The organism is Symbiobacterium terraclitae, assembly GCF_017874315.1.
GTDB classification, from domain to species: Bacteria; Bacillota; Sulfobacillia; order Symbiobacteriales; family Symbiobacteriaceae; genus Symbiobacterium; species Symbiobacterium terraclitae.
This window is the reverse complement of the sequence record NZ_JAGGLG010000026.1, coordinates 20,599-41,569: the sequence shown is the minus strand read 5'-3', so window position 1 is coordinate 41,569 and position 20,971 is coordinate 20,599. Positions and strand designations below refer to the sequence as shown.

Annotated in this window: 17 protein-coding genes, 2 tRNA genes and 1 pseudogene; 6 read left to right on the top strand and 14 right to left on the bottom strand. The window is 69.3% G+C overall.

What is annotated here, in order from left to right:
* Positions 1 to 333 precede the first annotated feature (333 nt).
* Positions 334 to 409 (bottom strand) — tRNA-Val (locus J2Z79_RS13630).
* Positions 410 to 510: 101 nt separating this feature from the next.
* The gene (locus tag J2Z79_RS18955) at positions 511 to 2,148 is read right to left on the bottom strand and encodes a hypothetical protein (RefSeq protein ID WP_209467447.1); all 1,638 of its coding nucleotides are present in this window, start codon (positions 2,146 to 2,148) and stop codon (positions 511 to 513) included.
* A gap of 138 nt (positions 2,149 to 2,286) precedes the next feature.
* On the opposite strand from J2Z79_RS18955, the gene J2Z79_RS13620 reads away from it, so the two are divergent.
* Positions 2,287 to 2,901, top strand: coding sequence for a hypothetical protein (locus J2Z79_RS13620; RefSeq protein ID WP_209467446.1), 615 nt, complete (start codon positions 2,287 to 2,289; stop codon positions 2,899 to 2,901).
* A gap of 111 nt (positions 2,902 to 3,012) precedes the next feature.
* Here the strand turns inward: J2Z79_RS13620 and J2Z79_RS13615 are convergent, their stop codons facing one another.
* A complete protein-coding gene (locus J2Z79_RS13615) occupies positions 3,013 to 4,344 on the bottom strand; it encodes an SPOCS domain-containing protein (protein ID WP_209467445.1) in 1,332 nt (443 codons plus the stop codon).
* 417 nt (positions 4,345 to 4,761) lie between these two features.
* Here J2Z79_RS13615 and J2Z79_RS13610 point away from each other — a divergent pair, with 417 nt between their 5' ends.
* Together J2Z79_RS13610 and J2Z79_RS13605 are read left to right on the top strand one after the other, a co-directional pair.
* On the top strand, positions 4,762 to 5,652 hold the full coding sequence (locus J2Z79_RS13610; protein WP_209467444.1) for a 3-hydroxyacyl-CoA dehydrogenase family protein: 891 nt from the start codon (positions 4,762 to 4,764) through the stop codon (positions 5,650 to 5,652).
* Positions 5,649 to 6,845 carry an acetate/propionate family kinase gene (locus tag J2Z79_RS13605; protein ID WP_209467443.1) on the top strand — a complete coding sequence of 399 codons (1,197 nt, stop codon included), beginning with the start codon at positions 5,649 to 5,651 and terminating at the stop codon, positions 6,843 to 6,845. Before J2Z79_RS13610 ends, J2Z79_RS13605 begins: the two co-directional genes overlap by 4 nt.
* Positions 6,846 to 6,950: 105 nt before the next feature.
* On the opposite strand, the gene J2Z79_RS18545 is transcribed toward J2Z79_RS13605, so the two are convergent.
* The 7 genes and pseudogenes from J2Z79_RS18545 to selA form a co-directional block, all read right to left on the bottom strand.
* Complete coding sequence (locus tag J2Z79_RS18545; RefSeq protein WP_245302756.1) at positions 6,951 to 7,502, bottom strand: SRPBCC domain-containing protein; 552 nt, start codon at positions 7,500 to 7,502, stop codon at positions 6,951 to 6,953.
* Between the two features lie 36 nt (positions 7,503 to 7,538).
* Positions 7,539 to 7,847: pseudogene (locus J2Z79_RS19300) on the bottom strand (SRPBCC family protein); the annotation flags it as partial.
* 251 nt (positions 7,848 to 8,098) lie between these two features.
* A complete protein-coding gene (locus tag J2Z79_RS13595; RefSeq protein WP_209467441.1) occupies positions 8,099 to 9,352 on the bottom strand; it encodes a D-alanyl-D-alanine carboxypeptidase family protein in 1,254 nt (417 codons plus the stop codon).
* 14 nt (positions 9,353 to 9,366) lie between these two features.
* Positions 9,367 to 10,065 carry a pyrroline-5-carboxylate reductase family protein gene (locus J2Z79_RS13590; RefSeq protein WP_209467440.1) on the bottom strand — a complete coding sequence of 233 codons (699 nt, stop codon included), beginning with the start codon at positions 10,063 to 10,065 and terminating at the stop codon, positions 9,367 to 9,369.
* Positions 10,066 to 10,292: 227 nt separating this feature from the next.
* A complete protein-coding gene (gene bshC / locus J2Z79_RS13585; RefSeq protein WP_209467439.1) occupies positions 10,293 to 11,963 on the bottom strand; it encodes a bacillithiol biosynthesis cysteine-adding enzyme BshC in 1,671 nt (556 codons plus the stop codon).
* Positions 11,963 to 13,030 (bottom strand): selenide, water dikinase SelD, encoded by a 1,068-nt coding sequence (selD, locus tag J2Z79_RS13580; protein ID WP_280953728.1) that lies wholly within the window; start codon positions 13,028 to 13,030, stop codon positions 11,963 to 11,965. Before selD ends, bshC begins: the two co-directional genes overlap by 1 nt.
* Positions 13,031 to 13,050: 20 nt before the next feature.
* On the bottom strand, positions 13,051 to 14,451 hold the full coding sequence (gene selA, locus J2Z79_RS13575; RefSeq protein WP_209467438.1) for an L-seryl-tRNA(Sec) selenium transferase: 1,401 nt from the start codon (positions 14,449 to 14,451) through the stop codon (positions 13,051 to 13,053).
* Between the two features lie 170 nt (positions 14,452 to 14,621).
* On the opposite strand from selA, the gene J2Z79_RS13570 reads away from it, so the two are divergent.
* Entirely contained in the window at positions 14,622 to 17,555 is a 2,934-nt protein-coding gene (locus tag J2Z79_RS13570; protein WP_209467437.1) for a DEAD/DEAH box helicase family protein, read from the top strand.
* A gap of 58 nt (positions 17,556 to 17,613) precedes the next feature.
* On the opposite strand, the gene J2Z79_RS13565 is transcribed toward J2Z79_RS13570, so the two are convergent.
* Together J2Z79_RS13565 and J2Z79_RS13560 are read right to left on the bottom strand one after the other, a co-directional pair.
* The gene (locus J2Z79_RS13565; RefSeq protein WP_209467436.1) at positions 17,614 to 17,871 is read right to left on the bottom strand and encodes a hypothetical protein; all 258 of its coding nucleotides are present in this window, start codon (positions 17,869 to 17,871) and stop codon (positions 17,614 to 17,616) included.
* Between the two features lie 208 nt (positions 17,872 to 18,079).
* Entirely contained in the window at positions 18,080 to 18,391 is a 312-nt protein-coding gene (locus J2Z79_RS13560) for a nucleoside triphosphate pyrophosphohydrolase (protein WP_209467435.1), read from the bottom strand.
* Between the two features lie 271 nt (positions 18,392 to 18,662).
* Between J2Z79_RS13560 and J2Z79_RS13555 the strand changes: the two genes are divergently transcribed.
* Together J2Z79_RS13555 and J2Z79_RS13550 are read left to right on the top strand one after the other, a co-directional pair.
* On the top strand, positions 18,663 to 19,463 hold the full coding sequence (locus J2Z79_RS13555) for a GAF domain-containing protein (RefSeq protein ID WP_209467434.1): 801 nt from the start codon (positions 18,663 to 18,665) through the stop codon (positions 19,461 to 19,463).
* Positions 19,447 to 19,647 carry a hypothetical protein gene (locus tag J2Z79_RS13550; protein ID WP_209467433.1) on the top strand — a complete coding sequence of 67 codons (201 nt, stop codon included), beginning with the start codon at positions 19,447 to 19,449 and terminating at the stop codon, positions 19,645 to 19,647. The genes J2Z79_RS13555 and J2Z79_RS13550 overlap by 17 nt, the downstream gene beginning before the upstream one ends.
* Positions 19,648 to 19,690: 43 nt before the next feature.
* Here J2Z79_RS13550 and J2Z79_RS13545 read toward each other — a convergent pair whose 3' ends face one another.
* Complete coding sequence (locus J2Z79_RS13545) at positions 19,691 to 20,506, bottom strand: RelA/SpoT domain-containing protein (RefSeq protein ID WP_209467432.1); 816 nt, start codon at positions 20,504 to 20,506, stop codon at positions 19,691 to 19,693.
* 352 nt (positions 20,507 to 20,858) lie between these two features.
* A tRNA-Sec gene (locus tag J2Z79_RS13540) sits at positions 20,859 to 20,957 on the bottom strand.
* Between the last annotated feature and the right edge of the window lie 14 nt (positions 20,958 to 20,971).

The following is a 20,971-nucleotide window of genomic DNA, read 5'->3' as shown; positions in this document are numbered from 1 at the left end:
AAACGCCGCGCCAGAGCGAACACGCTGCGGGCTGGCGGCGTGTTTGGCATCCGGTGGCCAGAACCTATTGTTAAGGCTGCGTGTGTGTTGCGTCAATTAGCCATTCGATAGATGTTTCCGACCTCTATAATCGACCCGACAACCGTGGGGCATGACCGTCTCCCGTGGTCCCGGGATCACGAAGCACGGGCACTCCCGACTGTCCCGCACCGCCGGCAGCGGGCGCCGCATACCGGAGAGGCCGCCCGGAGCAGACGCGCGGTTCCGAGCGGCCACGTCAGGTGGTCAGGAAAGCAAAGAAGGCCGGGGCACAAGGCCCGGCCTGAACTTCGATGGTGGTCGCTGAGGGACTCGAACCCCCGACCCCATGCGTGTAAAGCACGTGCTCTACCAACTGAGCTAAGCGACCGCTTTGCAAGCACATCGTATTTTAGCATGGCGACCTGTTGCTGTCCAGCGATGCGCGCTGGCAGATTCCGCGCGGCAGGAACACGCTCGCATTCGTTTCCGTCATGCGTTGACCGCCTCCACCCACAGTCTGTTCAGCGCGGCGCCCGGTACGACCGTTCCGGCCACCGTCACCGCGGCCGGCACGCCGCCGGCGCCGGGCAGGGCGACCCGGCGCAGACCGCCGTCGCCCCGCACCAGGCAGGTGACGCCACCGGGATGCGGCAGCACGTCGACGGCCCACCGCGCGGGCACGGGCAGCGGGTGCCAGGCCGCGGTGGCCGTCCCCTGCGGCAGCGCAACCTCCACCCCTCCGTCCCGCAGTGGCCGCCCCGCCCGGATCACGGCCTGCGCCCCCACCGCTGCCAGGCTCAACACCGCGCCAGGGTCGCCAGGCAGTTCCACGCGCATCGTGGCAGAGGCCGAGCGATCCCCGTCCGGTTCTGCCCGCTCATCCGCCCGGGCTGAGCCCGCCCCATACGGCTCAACCCGCACCTCCAGCGCAGCCCGGCCGCCGGTGCGGCGGATGCGCGCCCGGAGGGCCGTCCACGGCGCCTGCAGTCCGGTCGCCAGTTCCAGCCTGCGGTCCGGCTCCCTCTCAGCCGCCGCCGGCCGGCTCTCCCGCGGGAAGAGCGGCTCGTTCAGCTCCACCGTCGCCACGGCCTGCCCGACCACCCGCTCTGCCCGGTACCAGGCGCCGCCCAGCTCCAGGTGGACCGCCCGCAGTGCGGTCAGCCCGACCCCCACGAGCACGAAGGCCCGCTCGTCCCGTCCCTTCCCCGCCCGGGACAGCCGCTCCACCTGCGCCACCGGCTCCAGCCTGTCCCCCTCGCAGAGGCCGGCGATCGGCAGAAGCGCGCTGAAGGTCACCTCCCGGGACGACCAGCGGCCCCGCCCCGACCGGTCCGCCCAGGCGACGTCCAGCTCCACCCCGCCCGAGACCAGCGCCAGCCCGCCGCCGACCACCTCGGCCTCCAGCCGCTTCACCGCCGCGTCCACCCTGCGCACCGCCGCCACCGCGGCAATCCTAGACGAGTCCACCATCCCGGGTCCCGCCCCGCCCGCCGGCCCCGGCTCCCCACGGCAGTCCACCGCCACGTGGAGCCATCCCTCCACGGCGCCGCCGGGGCCGACGCGCACCTCCACCCCCTCGACGGCGGCCCGGGCCCGCCAGCGCAGCTGCGCGTTCAGTTCCACGGCAACCCGCCGGCAGAAGGGGATCGCCCGCACCAGGCGGGCCGCCGGCGTCTCCAGCACGACCACGCCCCGGCCCCGCAGCGCCAGGGCGCCGGGGCGCACGGTCGGGATGCAGAACAGCTCGGCCCGGACCCCCGTCACCGCCTCCACGCCCCAGGCGTTCAGGTGGAAGGGCAGCCGGAACCGGTCCCGCAGGTGCTCCCGCCCGGCGCCGGCGGGCACGGGGACCAGTGAGAGCAGCACCTCGCCCCCGTCCAGCTGGCAACCCGCCAGGCGCAGGCGCCGCCCCGGCTGCAGGTCGGTGCAGAGCCATCCCCTGTGGGTCCGGAGCGGTCCCTCCGCCGGTCCGTACCGCAGCACCACCCGCACCCGACCGTGGAGCCAGTCCGCCTGCCCGAGGACGGCCGGTGGAGCCCCGGCCGCGCGGCGGGCGGGGCGCACCGGGCTCAGCGAGACGTCCAGCACCTCGGCGGGCCCGTCAAGGCGTGCGCGGTAGAAGAGCACCTGTCCCACCTCGCGGGAGGTATACGACCCGCCCGCAGGGGTCAGAACCGCATTTTCATCATTTCGCCTTGAGAGGAAAAATACGTCATTCCGTCGAACAGCTTCCATCCCAAGCTAAGCGGATTCGAGGTGAACGGGATGGAACCGTTCGCGGAGCACCTCTACGAGCGCCTGGCCGAGGGGCTCCTGCTCGCCGAGCGCCCGCGCCTGCAGGACGCGTACGTCCTCTCCCTCTACGTCGACTTCGATGACGGCCCCCACCGGATGAAGCTCTGGCTCTACTACAACACCCCGGACCACCTCCAGCAGGCCATCAGCCAGGGGGAGGAGCCCGGCGAGGCCCGCTGGTACTTCGCCCTGTGGGAGCCGGAGTTCGTCACGGCCGTGGGGCTGAGCCGCCAGGAGTGCGACCGCCTGGCCGACCCCGAGAGCCACCGGCTCCTGGCCCGCTGGCTCCGGCGGCAGGGCCTTTACCGGAGCCCGGAGGAGATCGCCGCCCTCCTGGAGGACGCGGAGCGGTACGACGCCTGGGAAACCGCCGCCCGGCGGGCCCTGCTCAACCTGGTGACGGGCGTGGCCCGCCGGCTCCAGGAGTCGGGCGTCATCCTCGCCCGGTTCGGCCGGCCCGTGCCCCTCCTGGTCCACCAGTGGGACTACGACGACTGGTGCCTGGAGGCCACCCGGCTGGTCAACCCGCCTGGGCTGATCGCCGAGTTTGAGCAGTGGTGGTGGCACGAGTGGTGCTGCGAGTAGAGCGCGCCGAGGGAGGCAGCCCCTTGACGGGTTGCCTCCCTCACTCCGCCCCCGGCGTCAGGACTGCTGTACAGCCACCCGGCGCCCTGGCGCCGGCGGGCGGGCCGGAGACTAGCCGGCCGCCAGGGGCACGAAGGGCGCCTGGGCAATGCGGATGGGATGCTCCTGGCTGCCCGTCACGCAGAGCAGGATCACCGTCCGCTGCAGCAGCCGCCGGAAGACCGGGCGGCCCTCGTCGTCGTCATGGCCGTGGTGCTCGACCCACACCTTGTCGAGCAGGTCGAAGCCGACGTGCTCCACAATCGGGGTGATGGAGACCTCGTCGCCCGGGTTGATGCCCGGCAGGTCGACGAAGGTGGTGAACGGGATGTCTTCGCCCTGGTGGCGCACGATGTCGTCCTCGCCCACGAAGAAGATCTGCTTGTGCAGAACGCCCGTGATGACGACCTTGTTGGGGATGATCTCGACGGCCAGGTCCTCGACCCGGGCCTGGATCTCCTGGATCTTCTGCGCCGGCTTGTTGAGGTCGGTCACGTTCTCCACCAGCACCTGCCGCTCGCCGGTGGCGATGACCCGGGAGGCCATCACCTGCGGGCCGGTCGGATCCTCGGCCACGTTGATCTCGCAGGTGCGGGTGACCTTGATGAACAGCGAGAGCACGACCCGCTGGCGCAGCTGCACGCCGTCGGAGAGCACCTTGTCGACCCGGATGATCTGGGCCTGCAGGGTCACGTTGTCACCCGGCTCGGCGCCGCAGACGTCGGCGATGCCCGAGAAGGGGACCCGCTCCTCCTGGAAGATCTCCACATCGTCTTCCGAGATGAAGAAGATATTCTTCACGAGCGTCCCCTGGAACATCACCTGATCGGTGGTGGCCTCGGCCTTCACGTCCTCCAGCGAGACCTGCAGGTCGCGGATCTTGATGGCCCGCCGGTCCAGCTCGACGATGTTCTCGATGGTGACGGCCTTGGTCGCCTCGCCGACCACGCACTCGGCCTTCACCCGCGGCCCGCGGGGGTTGAGGCGCACGTTCACCTGGCAGTCCTCGGCGACCCGCACGACGAACTGCACGATGACCCGCTGCACCACCTCCTGCCACCACTCCAGGGTGAAGCTGACCTTGGCGATGTTGGCCTTGACCTCGGCCACGTCGCCGGCCTTCGCCCCGGGGCAGTCCACAAAGGTGGTAAACGGTACGTCTTCCGGAACGTGATGTACGTGGTGATCCTCGCCTACGAAGAAGATCTGCTTGTGCAGAACGCCCGAGATGCAGACCTGGCCGTCGATGACGTCCGCCTCCAGGTCGACGATTCGGGCCTGGATCTCGGCGATCTTCTTAGCCCGGCGCGGCAACTTGAAACGCGACTCGATGCAGGCCTCGCCAGTGTTCTCGCACACCAGGCACTGAAGCTTCAGGAGCTGGGTGCTGAGCAAGTCGGCCACGCTCGACTTCCCCCTTCCATCGCGATGACCCCAGGGGCGGCGCCGCAAGGGTCTGCTATGTGGCGGCCCGCACTCGGGGAGTGGGACAGCGGGAACTGGCCCGCCTCCTGCTGGTCATGATATGTACCCTGCCGACGTCCGGTGCGGGCCGGGGCGAAAATGGCCGCCCTGCCCGCCCCGCTCCGCATGCCCGGCTCCGTCCGCAACCAGACTGTCTATATATACTCCGAGAGGAGGAGCCGGGTGAACTTCCGAATGAGGGTGGCTCCGCTGAACGACGGAGCGGTCTGCCCCCCTTAGTGCGCGCTCACATTTGGTCCTTTGAGTCTAGGAAACGGTGCCGATTGTCGCTATGATTGGGGATTGGGAACGAACGCACAAGAAGATGGGACCACCGTCATGGTAAGGAGTGTGACTATGTCGGTTCGTACCTGGGGTGTCGTCGGTACGGGGCCCAACGGGCGCGGCATCGCCCAGTTGGTCGCCTCCAAGGGCCTGGAAGTGATCCTGGTCGGGCAGACGGCTGAGGATCTGGCGCAGGCCCGCCGGCAGATCGAGCTGTCGCTGCAGCACGAGATTGAGCGGTGGGCTATTACGGAATCGGAGAAGCGAGCCATCCTTTCCCGCATCAGCTTCACGACGGACATGACCGAGCTGGCCAAGGCCGACTTCGTCCTCACGGCGCGGATCGGGGACATCAAGGAAGACCAGGAGCTCCTCCGCACGCTGGACCAGATCTGCCGCGGGGAAGTCATCCTCGCCTCCAACACCTCCACCCTCTCCATCACCGAGATGGCGTCTGCCACCAACCGGCCCGACCGGGTCATCGGCTGCCACTTCCTGCAGCCCATCCTGCGCACCAAGGTGGTGCAGGTGGTGCGCGGCCTGAAGACCAGCGACGAGACCGTGGCCGAGGTCATGTCCCTCGTGGACCGGCTCGACCGCACCGGCGTCGAGGTCTACGAGTCGCCGGGCTACATCACCACCCGCCTGATCGTCCCCCTGATCAACGAGGCCTGTCAGCTGCTCCTGGAGGGCGTCGCCTCGGCCGAGGACATCGACACCGCCATGCGGCTGGGCTTCGAGATGCCCCGCGGGCCGCTGGAGATCGCCGACCGCATCGGCCTCGACACCGTGCTGGTCATGGCCGAGCGGCTCTGGCGCGAGTACGGCGACCTGAAGTACCGGCCCGCCCCCAACCTGAAGAAGCTGGTGCGCGCCGGCCACCTGGGCGTGGAGACCGGCGAGGGCTTCTTCAAGTACGACGCCGACGGCGACCGGATCAAGAACGGGGGGACTGGGCGATGAAAATCCTGGTGCTGAACTGCGGCTCCTCCTCGATCAAGTACCAGCTGCTGGACATGGAGACCGAGTCCGTCCTCGCCATCGGCAAGGTGGAGCGGGTCGGCATGGAGGACGCCATCTTCGAGTACAAGGGCTCGGGCGAGAAGGTCAAGGAGATCGGCACCATCCTCGACCACACCGCCGGCGTGCGCAAGGTGCTGAAGGCGCTGACCGACCCTGAGCACGGGGTCATCAAGAACCCCGAGGAGATCGCGGCGGTGGGCCACCGGGTGGTCCACGGCGGCGAGGCCTTCGTGCGGTCGGTCATCATCGACGACCAGGTGAAGCGGACCCTGCGCGAGCTCTTCGACCTGGCGCCGCTGCACAACCCGGCCAACCTCACCGGCATCCTCGCCGCGGAGGCGGCCCTCCCCCACGCCCCCGGCGTGGCCGTCTTCGACACCGCCTTCCACGCCACCATGCCCCGCAAGGCGTTCCTCTACGCCCTGCCCTACGTGATGTACAAGCGGCACAAGGTGCGCCGCTACGGCTTCCACGGCACCTCCCACAAGTACGTCTCGCTGCGGGCGGCCGCCATGCTGGGCAAGGCCCTCGAGGAGGTGAACCTGATCACCTGCCACCTGGGCAACGGCTCCTCGGTGGCGGCGGTCGAGGGCGGCAAGTCCATCGACACCTCCATGGGCTTCACCCCGCTGGCCGGCCTGATCATGGGCACCCGCTCCGGCGACCTCGACCCCGGCGTGATCCCCTACATCATGGCCCGGGAGGAGATCGGCATCTCCGAGGTCAACTCGATGCTCAACAAGCACAGCGGCATGCTGGGCATCTCCGGCATCTCCAGCGACATGCGGCAGATCGAGGAGGAGATGGAGAAGGGCGATCCGCGCGCCATCGAGACCTTCGACATGATGGAATACCGGCTGCGCAAGTACATCGGCGCCTACGCCGCCGCGCTGGGCCGGGTGGACGGCATCGTCTTCACCGGTGGCATCGGCGAGAACTCGCCCCTGCTGCGCCGGGCCGTCTGCCAGAACCTCGGGTTCCTCGGGGTCACGTTCGACGAGGAGGCCAACAAGGTCCGGGGCAAGGAGCAGATCATCTCCGGCCCCGACTCGAAGGTCACGGTCATGGTCATCCCGACCAACGAGGAGCTCATGATCGCCCGGGAGACGGCAGAGCTGGTCTCTGGAAAGTAAGCTGCCCTACCAACTATGGCGGAGCAGCTCTCTGTGAAGCGCGGCAGACCCGTCTCAGAGACGACGCGTCGATGACGCTGATACGGCCGCGCAGAACGACCGCCCTCACGAGAGGGCGGTCGTTCTGCTGTGCTCGAAGGGCAGCGCGCCCCGCCAGGTCCGAGCGGCGGGCCGCCCCCGCAGGTGCAGCCAGAGCACGTTCATCCAGTCGGCCCAGCCCAGGCGGCATCCAAGGCAGGCGGCCGTGTACCCGCCGAAATCGCCATGTTCCAACTCTACCGTGCACCCGCCGTCGTGCGGCGATATCCGCCAGACCACCTCGGTCTGACGGCCGGACTCGAACCAGGTGTAGGCGAGGAGGCGGCCCTCGGTCCACGCCGTGATCCGGCCGGGCCCGTCCTCGCCGGCGGTCCCCCAGCCAAGACTGTACTTGCCGCCCACCCGGGGCTCCACCTGCGCGCCCGAGGAGATCCAGCAGTCCAGCCTGTCCGGCCTCGTCAGCGCGGCGAACGCCTCGTCAGCGGGCACCGGGCAGGTGATCCGGAACCTGATCACCGACGGCGGATCGGGGTCGAAGGTCAGGCGATAGCCGGTGCTCCCCGTCTCCACCCACTGCTTGAGCAGAAGGGTGAAGTACGCCCACAGGCAGTCGGTCATGAGCCGCCAGTCCTCTGTAGCGCAGTCGTTGCGTTGGCAGACGTGCGTGACCTCCAACCGGGTAAAACCCTCTGAGGGAGTAAGACGGAAGGTCACGGTCTCGTCGCCCGACGGGGTCCAGTGAAAGCGCACCAGTCGCCCAGGCTCCCATTCCAGCAGCCGTTCCGGACGGGCCCCGCAGGGCACGTGCCTGCCGGTACAGCGATAGGTGCCGGCGCCGGGGGAAAAGTCAACCTCTGCTTCATCGCAGAACCAGCCTCTCAGGTGCTCCGGGTCCGTCAGGGCCTGCCATACCTGACGGGGGGAACCATCCACGTGGATCCAGCGGGAAACTCCCGTAGTCATGCCTGTTCACCAACCCTCTCGGATCGGATGGGCGGCGGCCCGCCCGCCGGTGTTCTGAATTGTATCTATAAGACAAGTACCCCTCCCTGTCCATCCCTGGACCGTCCCGCACGTCCGCGTGGACCCGTTGCCCCTGGCGCCATCCACGGTCAACCCGAACAGAGCTCATGCGCTCCGGTGCAACCCCGGTGGCAGTCAACAGCCCGGCCCATAGAGAAGGACCCGGGAGGATGCTCCCGGGTCCCTCGGGTTTACCGATTAAAGAACCCCGTGATCCAGAGCCGGAGCGAGTCCCAGAGCCGCTTGAAGAACCCGCCCTGGGCGACCTCCTCAGCGGCCACCAGGTCCAGGCGGGCGACCTCCTTGCCGTCGGCGGCGAAGATGACCTCGCCCAGCTTCTGCCCCTTGGCCACCGGGGCCGTCACCGTCTCCTCCTGCCGCACGGAGACGGTGAGCGACGACTCGGCGCCCTTCTCCAGCACCAGCGTCGGCGCGCCGCCGGCGGGCTCCAGGGTCAGCTCGTTGGCGGCGCCCTTCCACACCCGCACCGGCTTGACCTCCGGCAGCTGGGGCCGGACGGTGACGAAGTTGTTGAAGCCCCAGCTGAGCAGGGCCGCGCCCTCAGCCTCGCGCTTGGCGGAGCCCTCGGGGATCGAGTTGGCCTGGATCCCCAGCAGCACGCCCACGAGCCGCATGCCGCCCCGCTGGGCCGTGACCGCCAGGTTGAAGCCGGCCTCGTCCACGAAGCCCGTCTTCAGTCCGTCGACCCCGTCGTAGGTCCAGAGGAGGCCGTTGCGGTTCTCCTGCGTGATCGGCTGGTGGGCCTCCGGAGAGGTCACGGCCTTGCGGGCGTCAGAGAGGTTGTCATAGAGGGGATAGGTATAGGTTTTCTGGCTGTGCAGCTCCGCCAGGGACTCGGGGTGGAGCTGAATATAGAGCCGGGCGAACTCGGCGAACTCGCGGGCGGTGATCTTGTTCTCCGGGCTCAGTCCGTGGGGGTCGACGAAGTGGAGCGTAGTGAAGCCCAGCTCCTTCGCCTCGGCGTTCATCATCTCCACGAAGGCCGGGACCGAGCCGGCGATGTGCTCCGCCAGGGCCACCGAGGCGTCGTTGCCCGAGAGGATGGCGACGCCCTTCATGATCTCGCCCACCGTCACCTTGTCACCAGGCTCCAGGAACATCAGCGACGAGTCGGGGAAGTTGGCCGCCCAGGCCCGCTCGCTCACCTGCACGGGGTCGGAGAGGCTGATCTCGCCGGCGGCGATCTTCTTGAAGGCGAGGTGCAGCGTCATCAGCTTCGTCAGCGAGGCCGGCGAGATCACCTCGTCCGGGTTCTTCTCGTAGAGCACCTGACCCGTGGCGTAGTCCAGGAGCACCGCCGACCGGGCTTCCAGGTCCAGGGCGGGTGCCGCCTGAGCGGGTGCGGCGAGCGTTCCGGGGAGCAGCACGGCCAGCAGGGCCACCAGGGCGATGGCCCAGACCGGGCGATATGGCTTGCGATCCAACAATGGGCACCCTCCTATTGTGAGACTCGCGAAGCAGCGGTCTCATCGGCCCCTGCGTACCGCCAGCCCTCCCTGCCAGCCGTTTCCCCCTCCGCCGCCACGGCCCGCAGCACACCGGGGGCCGCAGCCGCAATCGCCACCGGCACCACGGCGGGCGGCAGTCCCGTCGCCGAGAGGCGCCGGCGCAGCTCGTCCCGCGCGCCGACCATCACGTCACGGATGGCTTCGAGCGCCGCCTGCACCCTGCGCTCGTCGCCCCGCACCACCGGGCCCACCCGCTCCAGCAGGGCCTCGAGCAGCCCGGCCTCGTCGGGGCCGACCTGGTCGAGCACCACGACGCCGGGCGAGCCCTGCTCCATGTCGTCGGTGTGGCCGATCACCTTGGCCGCAACGATGCGGACGCCCGCCGTCTCCGCGAGGTCCGATACCGTGAGCTCGGCGGACATGTTGACCACCAGGGCGCCGGCGGACAGGTGGGGCTGGATCTCGGTGAGCGCCTGGGCGACCTCCCCGGCCGGAACCGTGAGGAAGATCACCCGGCAGCCGCGCACGCTGCTCGCCTGGTCGGAGGCGATGCCGCCGACCTCGTCGGCCAGGGCCACCGCAGCCGCCTTCGGACGCCCGATGATCACCTTGCGGACCGACCTGGGAATGCGACGCGCCAGGATTGACGCCAGCGGACCGGCTCCGAGGATCGCGATCTTGTCGTTCACCGCGCTGCCTCCTCGATCATGGGTACAGGTGAGTTAAAGTCTGCCCATCCCATTCGAGAGGCAACCGCATCGGGGAAAAACTGGCCAGGGCGCTGGGTCCGACTGAGGCGGACAGACAGCACGCCTGCTTCAACGTGTATCATTATACATGAGTAGGACGATGCAAGATGCAGGGAGGTCGCGGAAAAGGCCGGCCGCTACGGCCGGCCCTCCGCCGCCGGGATCCCTCACAGGTATATCGCCCGGTGCGACCAGCCCTGCTCCAGCGGCACCTCGTCCACGAGGCGGCCCACCAGGTCGGGGCCGTACTTCACCAGGTAGGGCAGGATCGAGAACGCCCGCTCCTGCAGGCCGTGTGGCGTCAGGTGCGCCCGGACCCGGTCGAACTGGCGGATGGAGGTCTCGCAGTTCTTCCGGTGCTGCTGCCGCGCCTTCTCCTCGAGCCGGTTGATCTGGTGCTCGATCTGCCGCCGGTTCTCCTCCACCATCTGCCCGAGCTGGGGGTCCAGCTGGAGCACCAGGTCGGCCAGCGCGGCGTACCGGCCGGCGAAGTCCCGGCGGAAGGCGGCGAAGGCGGGGACGATCCCCAGCCGGTCTTCCCGCTCCAGCAGCTCCTGCTTGCGCTCCTCCAGGCGGTGGAAGGCGTCGTCCAGCGTGAGGCCGTGCTTCTGCAGCACCCGGGCGATGGGCGGCTCCACCAGCGTGAAGCCTTCCCGGGGCACCAGCACCGGCATCTGCTGGCCCATGGTGCGGTAGACGTCGCGGTAGAGCCCCAGGTAGTTGATCTCCCCCGGACCTCCGGCGTAGAACAGGTCGGGCAGCAGGAACGACTGCACCACCGGGCGCAGCACCACGTTGGTGGAAAAGCGCTCCGGGCTCCGCCAGGCCAGATCGATCAGCTCCGACCGGCTCCAGGAGAGTTCGGGGTTGCCCCGCACCCAGACGCGGTCGCCCTCGCCCACCAGCGGCAGCCGGTCGCCGTCGACGTAGAGGAAGAGGTTCAGGCTTCCCGGGACGAGGTCCACCGTACACGTGAAGCCCAGTTGCCGCTCCCAGCGGTGAACGCCCCGCTCGCAGGCGGCCTCCACCTCCGCCTGCCGCTCCAGTGCCCGGACGAAGAAGGGCGCCTCGATCCGCCGGAGCGCCGGGTCAGCCGAGTTGAGGAAGACCAGCCCGGTGCCGCGGAAGATCCAGGCCATCAGCCGGCCGAACCAGTCGGCCAGCGAAGGCCGGCCGCCGGAGGCCCCGGGCTCCAGGGCAGGCGGGGCGGCCGCCGCCTCCCGCACCCGCGCCACCACCTCGGCCTTGAACTCGGTCTCGGGCATGAGCGCCTCGAACTCGGCGATCACCGCCTCCACCGAGGGCGGCATCGGCGCCAGCGCCACCGAGCGCCGCTCGCCCTCGAAGCGCTCCGCCAGGGCCAGCCGGTGGGCGCGGTCGCCCGCGGGCACCATGACCCAGGAGACCTCGTGCCAGTCGTGGTCCTCGCCGGCAATCCAGAACACGGGCACGACCGGCACGCCCAGCCGCTCGCTCTGCTGCCGGGCCAGCCGGATCGTCGTCATCGCCTTGTAGATGGAATACGCCGGCCCCGTCAGGATGCCGGCCTGCTGGCCGGTCACCGCCGCGAGCGTGCCCGGTTGGCCCAGCAGCCGGGCGTTCGCCAGGGCCGCCTCGTCGGCCCCCAGGGCCCGGTTGTAGCGCTCCAGCGCAGCCGACACCGCCGCCCGGTCGCCGGCCCAGCCGCCGCCGTTCAGGTAGGCGGCCCGCCGGGCGAAGCTCTCCTGCCGGGTCCAGTCGTACTCGTAGGCGGGGGCGACGCGCGCGAAGTCATTCAGGTACGCCAGGGCCGCCGGACTGGGGCTCAGCGCCACCCCCGGTACCGGTTCGATGTGCATCAGTCTATCACCATAATCTTTCCGGGATGCTCCTCCACCGCCTCCCCGATGATGGCGGCGGTGAGCGTCCCATGTGCTGTAAGGGCCGCGGCCAGCTCCTCCGCCCGGTCGGGCGCGACGGCGATCAGGAGGCCGCCGGAGGTGACCGCATCGCAGAGGATCATCCGCTGGAACTCGGGCACCGAGTCGGCGAAGGCCACGTGCCCCTCGCCGGTCAGGAACCGGAAGTTGGCCTTGGAGCCGCCGGGGAAGGCGCCCTGCTCCGCGTAGCCGTACGTCGAGGGCAGCACCGGGACGGCCTTCGACGAGATGCGGAGCCCCACGCCGGCCTGGCGGGCCATCTCGGAGGCGTGCCCCAGCAGGCCGAAGCCGGTGATGTCGGTCATGCCCCGGATCGCGAAGGGCGCGAGGACGTCCACCACGTTGTTGAGCTTCGCCATGACCCGGATCGCCTCTTCCGCGTCGGCCGGGCTGGCGAGCCCGCGCTTGATGGCCGTGGTGATGACGCCGATGCCGATGGGCTTGGTCAGGATCAGCCGGTCGCCCGGCCGCGCGCCCGCCTTGGCGCCCACGCGGTCCGGGTGGACCAGACCGGTGACCGCCAACCCGTAGGTGGGCTCGGGACCGTCGATGGAGTGGCCGCCGATCAGGACCGCACCCGCCTCGGCCACCTTCTCGGCGCCGCCCCGCAGGATCTCGGCGAGGATGCGGCCGTCCAGCTTCGTGATCGGGAAGCTGACCAGGTTCAGCGCGGTGACGGGCCGCCCGCCCATCGCGTACACGTCGGAGAGCGCGTTGGCCGCGGCGATGGCGCCGAACCAGTAGGGGTCGTCCACGATGGGCGTGAAGAAGTCGGCCGTCTGCACCAGGGCCAGGTCGTCCGTCAGCCGGTAGACCCCGGCGTCGTCGGGCGACTCGAGGCCGACGATCACGTCGGCGTTGGGCAGCGAGGGAGGCAGGTGCCTCAGCACTTCGGACAGGTCCCCCGGACCTATCTTGCACCCTCAGCCGGACTTCGCTGTGTACTGCGTAAGGCGGACTGCGTCGGGTTCGCCGGACAGCCTCATCGGGCTCACCTCCTCAGCAGTTAGACGATGGCCGACCGGAGGGCAGATACCACCAGGTCGACCTCGTCGTCCCAGAGCGTACGGGGGTCAAGGAGCAGCGCCCCCGCCTGGATCCGCACCATCACGGGAGGGTCGCCCGCCCGGAGGCGCGCCTCCACCTCCTGGGGCGCAGGGTGGGGGACCGCCACCAGGCGGGTGGGCAGGTCCACGGCCGGCAGGGCCCCGCCCCCGGCCCGGGAGACGCCGTCGATCACCTCGCAGGCGATGCCTGCGGCCTCAAGCTTCCGGGCCAGGGCGTCGGCCCGCGGGGCGATCTGCTCCCGGGGGGCCGTGAGCATCCGCACCGCCGGGACCCGCTCCACGGCCCGCTCGGGCTCCAGGTAGAGCTTCAGGGTGGCCTCGATGCCCGCAAGCGTCAGCTTGTCCACCCGGAGCGCCCGGGTGAGCGGGTGGCGCCGGCAGCGCTCCACCAGCTCCCGCCGGCCCACGATGAAGCCGCCCTGCGGCGCCCCCAGCAGCTTGTCCCCGGAGAAGGTGACCAGGTCGGCGCCGTCGGCGATCAGCTCCGGCATGGTCGCCTCGTGGGGCAGACCGAAGCGGGTGAGGTCCAGCATCACGCCCGAGCCCCAGTCCACCAGGCAGGGCAGCCCGTGCCGGTGGGCGATCTCCGCCAGTTCGGCCACCGGAACCTCCGCCGTGAAGCCGACCAGCCGGAAATTGGACCGGTGCACCTTGAGCAGCGCCCCGGTCTCCGGCCCGATGGCGGCCTCGTAGTCGCGGGGGTGCGTCTTGTTGGTGGTGCCCACCTCCACCAGCCGGGCGCCGCCCTGGGTGATGACCTCCGGCACGCGGAAGGAGCCGCCGATCTCCACCAGCTCGCCACGGGAGACCACGACCTCCCGCCCCGCGGCGAGGGCAGAGAGCATCAGGAGCACGGCGGCTGCGTTGTTGTTGACCACCATGGCGGCCTCGGCGCCCGTCAGCTCGGCGAGCAGCCCCTCGACGTGCGCGTAGCGGGAGCCCCGCTCGCCGGTGGAGAGGTCCAGCTCCAGGTTGTTGTAGCGGCCGGCGGTGGCCGCGATGGCCTCGACGGCCTCCTCGGCCAGGGGGGCGCGCCCCATGTTGGTGTGGATCACCACGCCGGTGGCGTTGACCACCCGGCGCAGCCGGGGCCGGAGCCTGCGCCGCAGCATCTCCGCGGCCAGCGCCGCCAGCCCCTCGGGGGACCGGTCGGCCGCGGCCAGCTCCTCCTCGTCCTGCGCGGCCGCGATCTGCCGGCGGAGCGCGTCCAGCGCCTCGCCGACGGCGGCCACCACCAGCGGCCGGGCCCGCTCGGCCAGCAGCCGCTGCCCCGTCGGGCTCTCCAGGATCGCGTTGACCGGCGGGATCTCCCGCAGCGCCGCCTGCTGCCATGGCTTCATCTCTCAGTTCCTCCGATCGCCTGGATTCCTGTTCCGACTCTAACCAACCACTACTGATTATACGCCCTCCGGAAAGACGGGGCCAGAAGCGGAGAGAGGAACTGAGCGGGGTAATCAGGAATATCTAAATGTCCATATGCATGAAACAGCCCGGTAAGGGGGTTAGCCCGATGTCCACCTTCAGGCCGCCCGGACAGACCACGCCGTTCTGGACCAGCCTCGTCCGGTACTACCGCAGCTGCCTCAGCCGGGAGCAGGAGCTGGCGCTGCAGGTGCCCGCGGACCCCAATGCGCGGGTCCTGCTGCGATCCCCGGACGAGCACCTGATCAGCCGCAAGGCGACGACCACCATCGTGGCCGACCCTGCCCACACCAAGCCCATCCTGGCCTACCTCAACCGGCGCGGGCGCGGCATCACCGGCACGTTCATCTACGGCTACCCGCTGGCCCGGGAGGGCGAGCAGCTCTACCCGGTCTGCTACACCGAGGTCAGCCTGGAGCCCGGCACGGCGCCGCAGACGGTGGTGCTGACCCGCGGCGCGCGCGAGCTGCTCTTCAACCGCCGCTTCCTGCGTTTCCACGCCGGCCTCACCGACGCGGAGATCAGCGAGCTCACGCGCAGCTGGCTGAGCAGCCGCGGCCCCGAGCCCGCCCAGCTGCTGGACCAGTACCTGGCGGGCGTCGACCTCCAGTACGACGCCGTGCTGTTCGGCGCCGAGGGCCTGGGCCAGGTCAGAGGCCCCGCCCGCGAGCTGCAGCTGATGGAGCAGCTCCGCAAGGACCGGCTGCCCGACACCATCCGGATCTTCTCCGGGGAGCAGGGCCTGCCCTCGGCGCGCGAGACCGACGACTACCTCGCCGTGCTGCCCGCAGACGCCGACCAGGTGCGGGTCCTCAAGCGGTGGCAGGTGCCCTTCATGGCCGTGACCGGCCCCGCCGGCTCCGGCAGGGGCCGCACCGCCGCCAACCTCGTCGCCACCGCAGCCGCGGCGGGCAGGCTGGTGCTGTACGTGACGCCCGGCGGCCGCCTGCCGGACGAGTTCACGGCGGCCTTCCCCGGCGTCCTGCACATCGGCAGCAGGGAGGCCTGGCTCTCCTCGCTGCAGTACGCACTGCGGGTGCTGCAGGAGCTGAAGGAGCAGGACGCGGCTCCCCCTGACGCGAGCGCGCTGACCGCCCAGAGCCGGGAGCTCGGCCGCGAGCTGGACCGGCTGCAGGCCGAGCAGCGGCACCTCGCCTCGCTCGCGACGCTGGGGGTGGCCGTGGAGCCGGTGGCGGCGCGGGTCGAGGCCGAGGTGACCCGGCATCCCCGGCGGGCGTGGATCGAGGCGCTGGCCGGGCAGGTCACGGCGGCCAACGCCGCCCAGTTCAGCCCCGAGCAGCTGACGGCCCTGCGGGAGCTGCACCTGCGTGCGCTCGCCTGGCTGGATGACAGCGGCTCCCTGGGCCTGCTGGGCCAGCGGCGCCGGACCGGCCAGATCAAGACCGCACTGCGGCAGGCCGGCGTACCCGACTTCTGCCACCCCGAGGGCGACCTGCGGGAGCAGGTCGCCGGCCTGAGCCTGCTGATCCAGGCCTACCCGCTGCTGCTGGTCCGGGCGCGCCGCCTGCTGGCCGGCGCCGTCGCCGGCAACAGCCCCGCACAGGCGGCGGCGAACGCCGCCGCGGCCGCGGAGCGGAAGGCCGCCGTCGACCGGCAGCTGCTCCGGGCGGCCTGGCTCCGCAGGGCGGCCGGACTCCGCCCCCACCTGGATCAGATCATCGCCGCGGTGACCGGCGAGATCGAGGCGCTGGAGAAGGGCGGCCCGCAGCGGTCGGTGCTGAGCCGGCAGCGGTTCACCGACCTGCTGCGCGCCTTCCCCGTCGTGGTCAGCCCGCACCTCGCCGTCGCAGGGGTCGTGCCCAACGAGCCTGAACTCTTCGACCTCCTCGTGCTGGACGACGCCAGCCAGGTCTCGATCCCGGCGTTCCTGCCGGTGCTCTACCGGGCCAGGCGGGCGGTGCTGCTGGGCGATGAGTCCGGCGCCGCACCCATCTCCTGCCTCGGGCCCGAGGAGGACTCCCGCCTCCTGGGTCAGGTGGAGGGACACAACCTGGCGGCCTTCGCCTACACCGAGGTCACGCCGCTGCACCGGGCGCTCGCGGTCACCGGTCCCCAGACGCTGCGGCTGGGCGGGCGCTACCACCCCCGCGAGCGGGCGCAGTTCGTCAACGTGGACGACGGCCAGACGCTCTTCCCGGCCCCGGCCGCCGTCAGCCAGGCCCAGAACCCGCTGGAGGCCCGGGCCGTCCTGCTGCAGGCCACGCGGCTGATCGATGCGGGCGTCTCCGACATCGCCCTCTGCAGCCCGTTCAGCGGGCAGGTCCACCTGCTGCGCCAGCTGCTCGCGCGCCTGGCGGAGGCCGAGCGCGACCCCGGCCGCGCCGCGGCACTGCGCGCCATCCGGGTGTACGCCGCCGACGAGATCGCCTCCCGGCACCGGGCGGTGCTGATCTCGCTGGTGCTGGCCGGCGGCGCCACGCCGGAGAGCCTGAACTGGCTGAACGAGCGCAGCCGGCATCTGGCCCGGGCCCTGGACTGCGCCACCGAGCGGGCGGTGCTGGTGGGCCGCCGGGAGACCCTGGCCGGCATCCCCGCCGTGGCGGGGCTCCTGGACGGCGAGGCCGGGCGGGCCGAGGCGGATGCCCCGGGTCTCCGGCCCGAGGCGCTGGGCTTCCTGCCCGCGGAGCGGGCGCAGCACGAGGCCTGCCTTGCCGCCGAGAACGCCGTCACGGAGGGGCTCACCGGCCCGGCGCGGGAACTGTACAACCGGCTGGCCGCGCTGCTGCGGCAGCGCAACGTGCTGCTGGCCCCCCGCCTGCCGCTGGCCTGGACCCTGGGCCCGGCGCTGGCGAACCTGCCCGGCCCGCTGCGGGACGCCGTGCCGGCGGTCCACCCGCTGGTCACCGTCCTGGACCGGGACAGCCTGCTGCCGCTGGCCGTGGTGGAGCTGGAGGCGGGCGAGCCCGGTCCCGCCGCAGGGATCTGCAGCCAGGCGGGCATCCGGTACCTGGCTGTGGCGCCCGGCGACTGGGACAGGCTCCGGGAAATCAAGGACGGCTGAGCCGCTGGCTCAGCCGTCTTTATGCCTTCAACGCTCTCGTTTCCACGCGATCCGGTGTTCAGGCGATGCCGCCCGCGGCCGCCCGCTCCTCCGGGCAGACGTGCCGGACGGCGTCGGCCGGGGCCTCCGCCGTGGCCACCACCTGCGTGATCTCGCGCAGGCGATGGCTGAGCTCCTGCCGCTGATGGCTCAGGGCGACCAGGGCGAGAAGGGCTTCCTGGAGGGCTCGCTCCAGAGCGGCGGTGTACCTCTCCGGGTAGGGCGTCCCCCCGGCCCGGGGCTCTTCAGGAGACTTGTCCACTCGGCGCTGCTTCACGGCCACTTCCCCCCTTCCGGTGAAGCGACGGTAGCATGACTTCTGTTACCACCCTGTTACGGCTTGTGACGTACACACCGAGCGGTGGGCCCGGTCATGGCACGTCCGGTAGAGCATTCGAAAAGCGCTGGAGTTTTCTGACCGTAAACAACGCGGCTGCAGCACCGAATGCAAGGTCACGTGAACGGCAGTGGCCCGGGTGACCCGGCTAGTCGGAGACGTGGACCAGGAGGAGGCGCTTGCTGAACCCGCCCCGGGCCTCCTGCTTCGCTCGCCGGATCTCTTCAAACTGGTCCGGGCTGACGCCCCGGAACTCGAGGATGGCGCGGATGAGCTCGGCGATGTCCGCCAGCTCCTCCACGCTCTGGTCTGCGAGGTACTCCTGCACCTCTTCCTGCAGCTTCTGGTTCAGGCGGAGGATGTACTCCTGGTCATCCAGCACCCTGACCTCGCACCGCTTGCCCGAGGCTGCGATGACCTCGGGAATCCTGTCTCGCACCAGCTTGTTGTACACGATCATCGGCTGCTCAGACCCCCGCGAATGTCATGTGATGTATCAGTGAGGCGTGACCTCGCAGACCTTGCCAGGCTCAACCGATTCCGGCGGCGCCTCTGCGCTGCCCCCGCGGAGCTGCTGCTGGCCGCTCCAGGCTACCGCCGTCCCACCTGCGCGCGGGAGACTCAGGCCGCCGCGGGTTTTATCACGAATTTTCTTATCTCCATAGGTTGTCCGGCAATTTCGTGGTAAGATAGACGGCGGGACATCTCACCTCATGGGGGCGGCGGGACGCATGCTGCAACCTGTTCAGGACGCGCTCAAGGAGTCGCTCGTCAGCGCGCTGGTCCACGTGCCGGTCGCGGTCCTGCTCAGCGTCGTCGTGAGCTACGTGGTGGTCTCCGTCATCAAGATCCTCCGGTCGGACCAGACGGAGTTCTTCTGGGGGCTCATCAAGGCCAGGCGCGACCACCAGCTGCGCTCCCTCCTCGAGAAGGTCAAGGAGGAGGCGACCGCGCTGTCGGCGCTGGTCCCCCTGTTCAACTTCTTCAACGCCGAGCTGGCGGACCTGATCGCCGATCTGAGCGAGCGGCCTGACTCCACCAGCGAGCGGATCACCAGGCTCTACAACGCGGTCCTGGCCGGCGTGACGCAGGCCACCCGCTCGCCGGGCTTTCACCGCGCGGCGATCCTGCTGCCGGAGGGGCCCTGCGGAACGCTCCCGCTGGGCCTCACCCGCTCCCTCCACTTCTCCTCGTCGGCCCAGCAGGGGCTGAAGTTCGACGGCACCTCGATTCCCGGCCGTGTCTTCAACTCCGGCGAGACCTACTACTGCCAGGACACCGACAAGGACCGCTACTTCCAGCGGAACCTGCACTCCACGCATACATACCGCTCGTTCGTATGCGTCCCGATCCGGGTGCGCGGGCGGAACCTCGGGGTGCTGCTCGTCGACGCCGTCCCGCCCGACGCCTTCTCCAACGACGACATCAACTTGCTGCACGTGTTTGCCCGGTACGCCGCCGTTTTGCGGCAGATCGAGCTTCTGGTAGAATACTCTGTGGGGGAGGTGGCGCGCCATGCGAACGAAGAGTGAACGCCTGATTGAGCGCGCCCGGAAGGAGTTCCGGTACGGCAGGTCGGACGAACTCCAGATCGTGAGGCAGGTCATCCGTGCCGGGACAGAGGAGTCCGAGCGGGGCGAGCTGTTCGAGCAGGTCAACCGGCTCCTCGGCAAGGGCAGGCGCACTCCGGACCGGCAGCCCTCCACCGTATGCTGACAACATCAGCCCCCGGGTGCCACAAGGCCCCGGGGGCAATCGCCTACTGTCCCTTCGTCTGCCTGGCCGCCCGGATGGCCTCGAACATCGGTCTGATCGATGTAACTGCAAGACCCCGTCTCCGTCGTACTTCTACGTAGTTATCGTCTAGTGCTTGAAGGATCATGCGGACCACTCCGCATGAGTTAAACTGTAGCGTCTCGGTCTGTGGAGGGTAGAGCCTTTCATACTCGAGGAAATCGTCACGGCCTGCATCAAGTACTGCTTTCAACTCGCCCACAGTCCTGTATCCCGCCCAAGACAACTCCTGCAGCAGGTCATCAACATCCGCATCGCAGTCTCGTGTCCATCTGCCAGGATACAACACACGAAGAAGGGCAGTCAGACTGTCGACATCCAGTTCACGATCAAGAAACGGATTCTTCTCGCGCACGTCCCTGTCGATCTGGTCCCGCGAGTTCGTGGCGGCCTTGAAGAGCATCTCGAAGTGGGTATCAGCGATGTAGAACAGGCCACTCAGGGCATCGAAATCTCTCCTCAGCGCCCTGGGAACATCGGTCGGTTGCTTACATGACAGGGCATGACATACGTTCGTCCACGCATCCATGAAAACGGTACGTACTTGAATCTCACATACAAGGTCTCTGATGTCGTTGCAACGCGGCCACTCGTACGCCATGGGTAGGCGTACAACATAGTGAACCGATGGATACCCGCCTTCGTTCCCCAACGTTGGATCGAGCTGATACTCCTCCGAGACAAGCTGAAACGTGTCCTTGATCAGTCGATCAATCCCTCTCAGCTGGGATAGGACAAGGCAGATCACCCTGACGCCGGATAGATCGCGGAATGTCGGCAAACGGGTTCTTGGCATGCTCGCGCTCGACTTTGGCGACGAAAGCGTCATACGGCTTCACTCGGTGAGTGATTGCAGCGATCCTTATTCCCGACCGCCTTAGCTCTTTCTCAAGTATGTGCGTTACTTCCTCGTTCAACTTCAAATAGAGAGGCTTTCGGCGATGGTACTCGGCTCTCAAATCGAGTTCGTGCATGACACATCCTCCAACGTAACGGTCCAGACATGGCCAGATATACTTTCCACACGATGCTGGATAATCCTACCCAGTGGTCAGAAGATTGCCCCAACGCACACACACGCCGTCACCGACAAAGCCGCAGGGCATCACACCCTGCGGCTGTCGGCGCTGTCATGGCGGGAGTATGTGGGAATCGAACCCACCAGCCGCAGGATCACTACGGCTCAAGCGGTTTTGAAGACCGTGCGGGCCACCAGGACCCGATCTACTCCCATGGCACCATGACT

Coding starts and splice junctions, on each gene's coding strand:
- J2Z79_RS13620 (WP_209467446.1), top strand. CDS start 2,287: ATGGAACCGTTCGCGGAGCACCTCTACGAGCGCCTGGCCGAGGGGCTC.
- J2Z79_RS13610 (WP_209467444.1), top strand. CDS start 4,762: ATGTCGGTTCGTACCTGGGGTGTCGTCGGTACGGGGCCCAACGGGCGC.
- J2Z79_RS13605 (WP_209467443.1), top strand. CDS start 5,649: ATGAAAATCCTGGTGCTGAACTGCGGCTCCTCCTCGATCAAGTACCAG.
- J2Z79_RS18545 (WP_245302756.1), bottom strand. CDS start 7,502: ATGACCGACTGCCTGTGGGCGTACTTCACCCTTCTGCTCAAGCAGTGG.
- bshC (WP_209467439.1), bottom strand. CDS start 11,963: ATGCACATCGAACCGGTACCGGGGGTGGCGCTGAGCCCCAGTCCGGCG.
- selA (WP_209467438.1), bottom strand. CDS start 14,451: ATGAAGCCATGGCAGCAGGCGGCGCTGCGGGAGATCCCGCCGGTCAAC.
- J2Z79_RS13570 (WP_209467437.1), top strand. CDS start 14,622: ATGTCCACCTTCAGGCCGCCCGGACAGACCACGCCGTTCTGGACCAGC.
- J2Z79_RS13560 (WP_209467435.1), bottom strand. CDS start 18,391: ATGATCGTGTACAACAAGCTGGTGCGAGACAGGATTCCCGAGGTCATC.
- J2Z79_RS13555 (WP_209467434.1), top strand. CDS start 18,663: ATGCTGCAACCTGTTCAGGACGCGCTCAAGGAGTCGCTCGTCAGCGCG.
- J2Z79_RS13550 (WP_209467433.1), top strand. CDS start 19,447: ATGCGAACGAAGAGTGAACGCCTGATTGAGCGCGCCCGGAAGGAGTTC.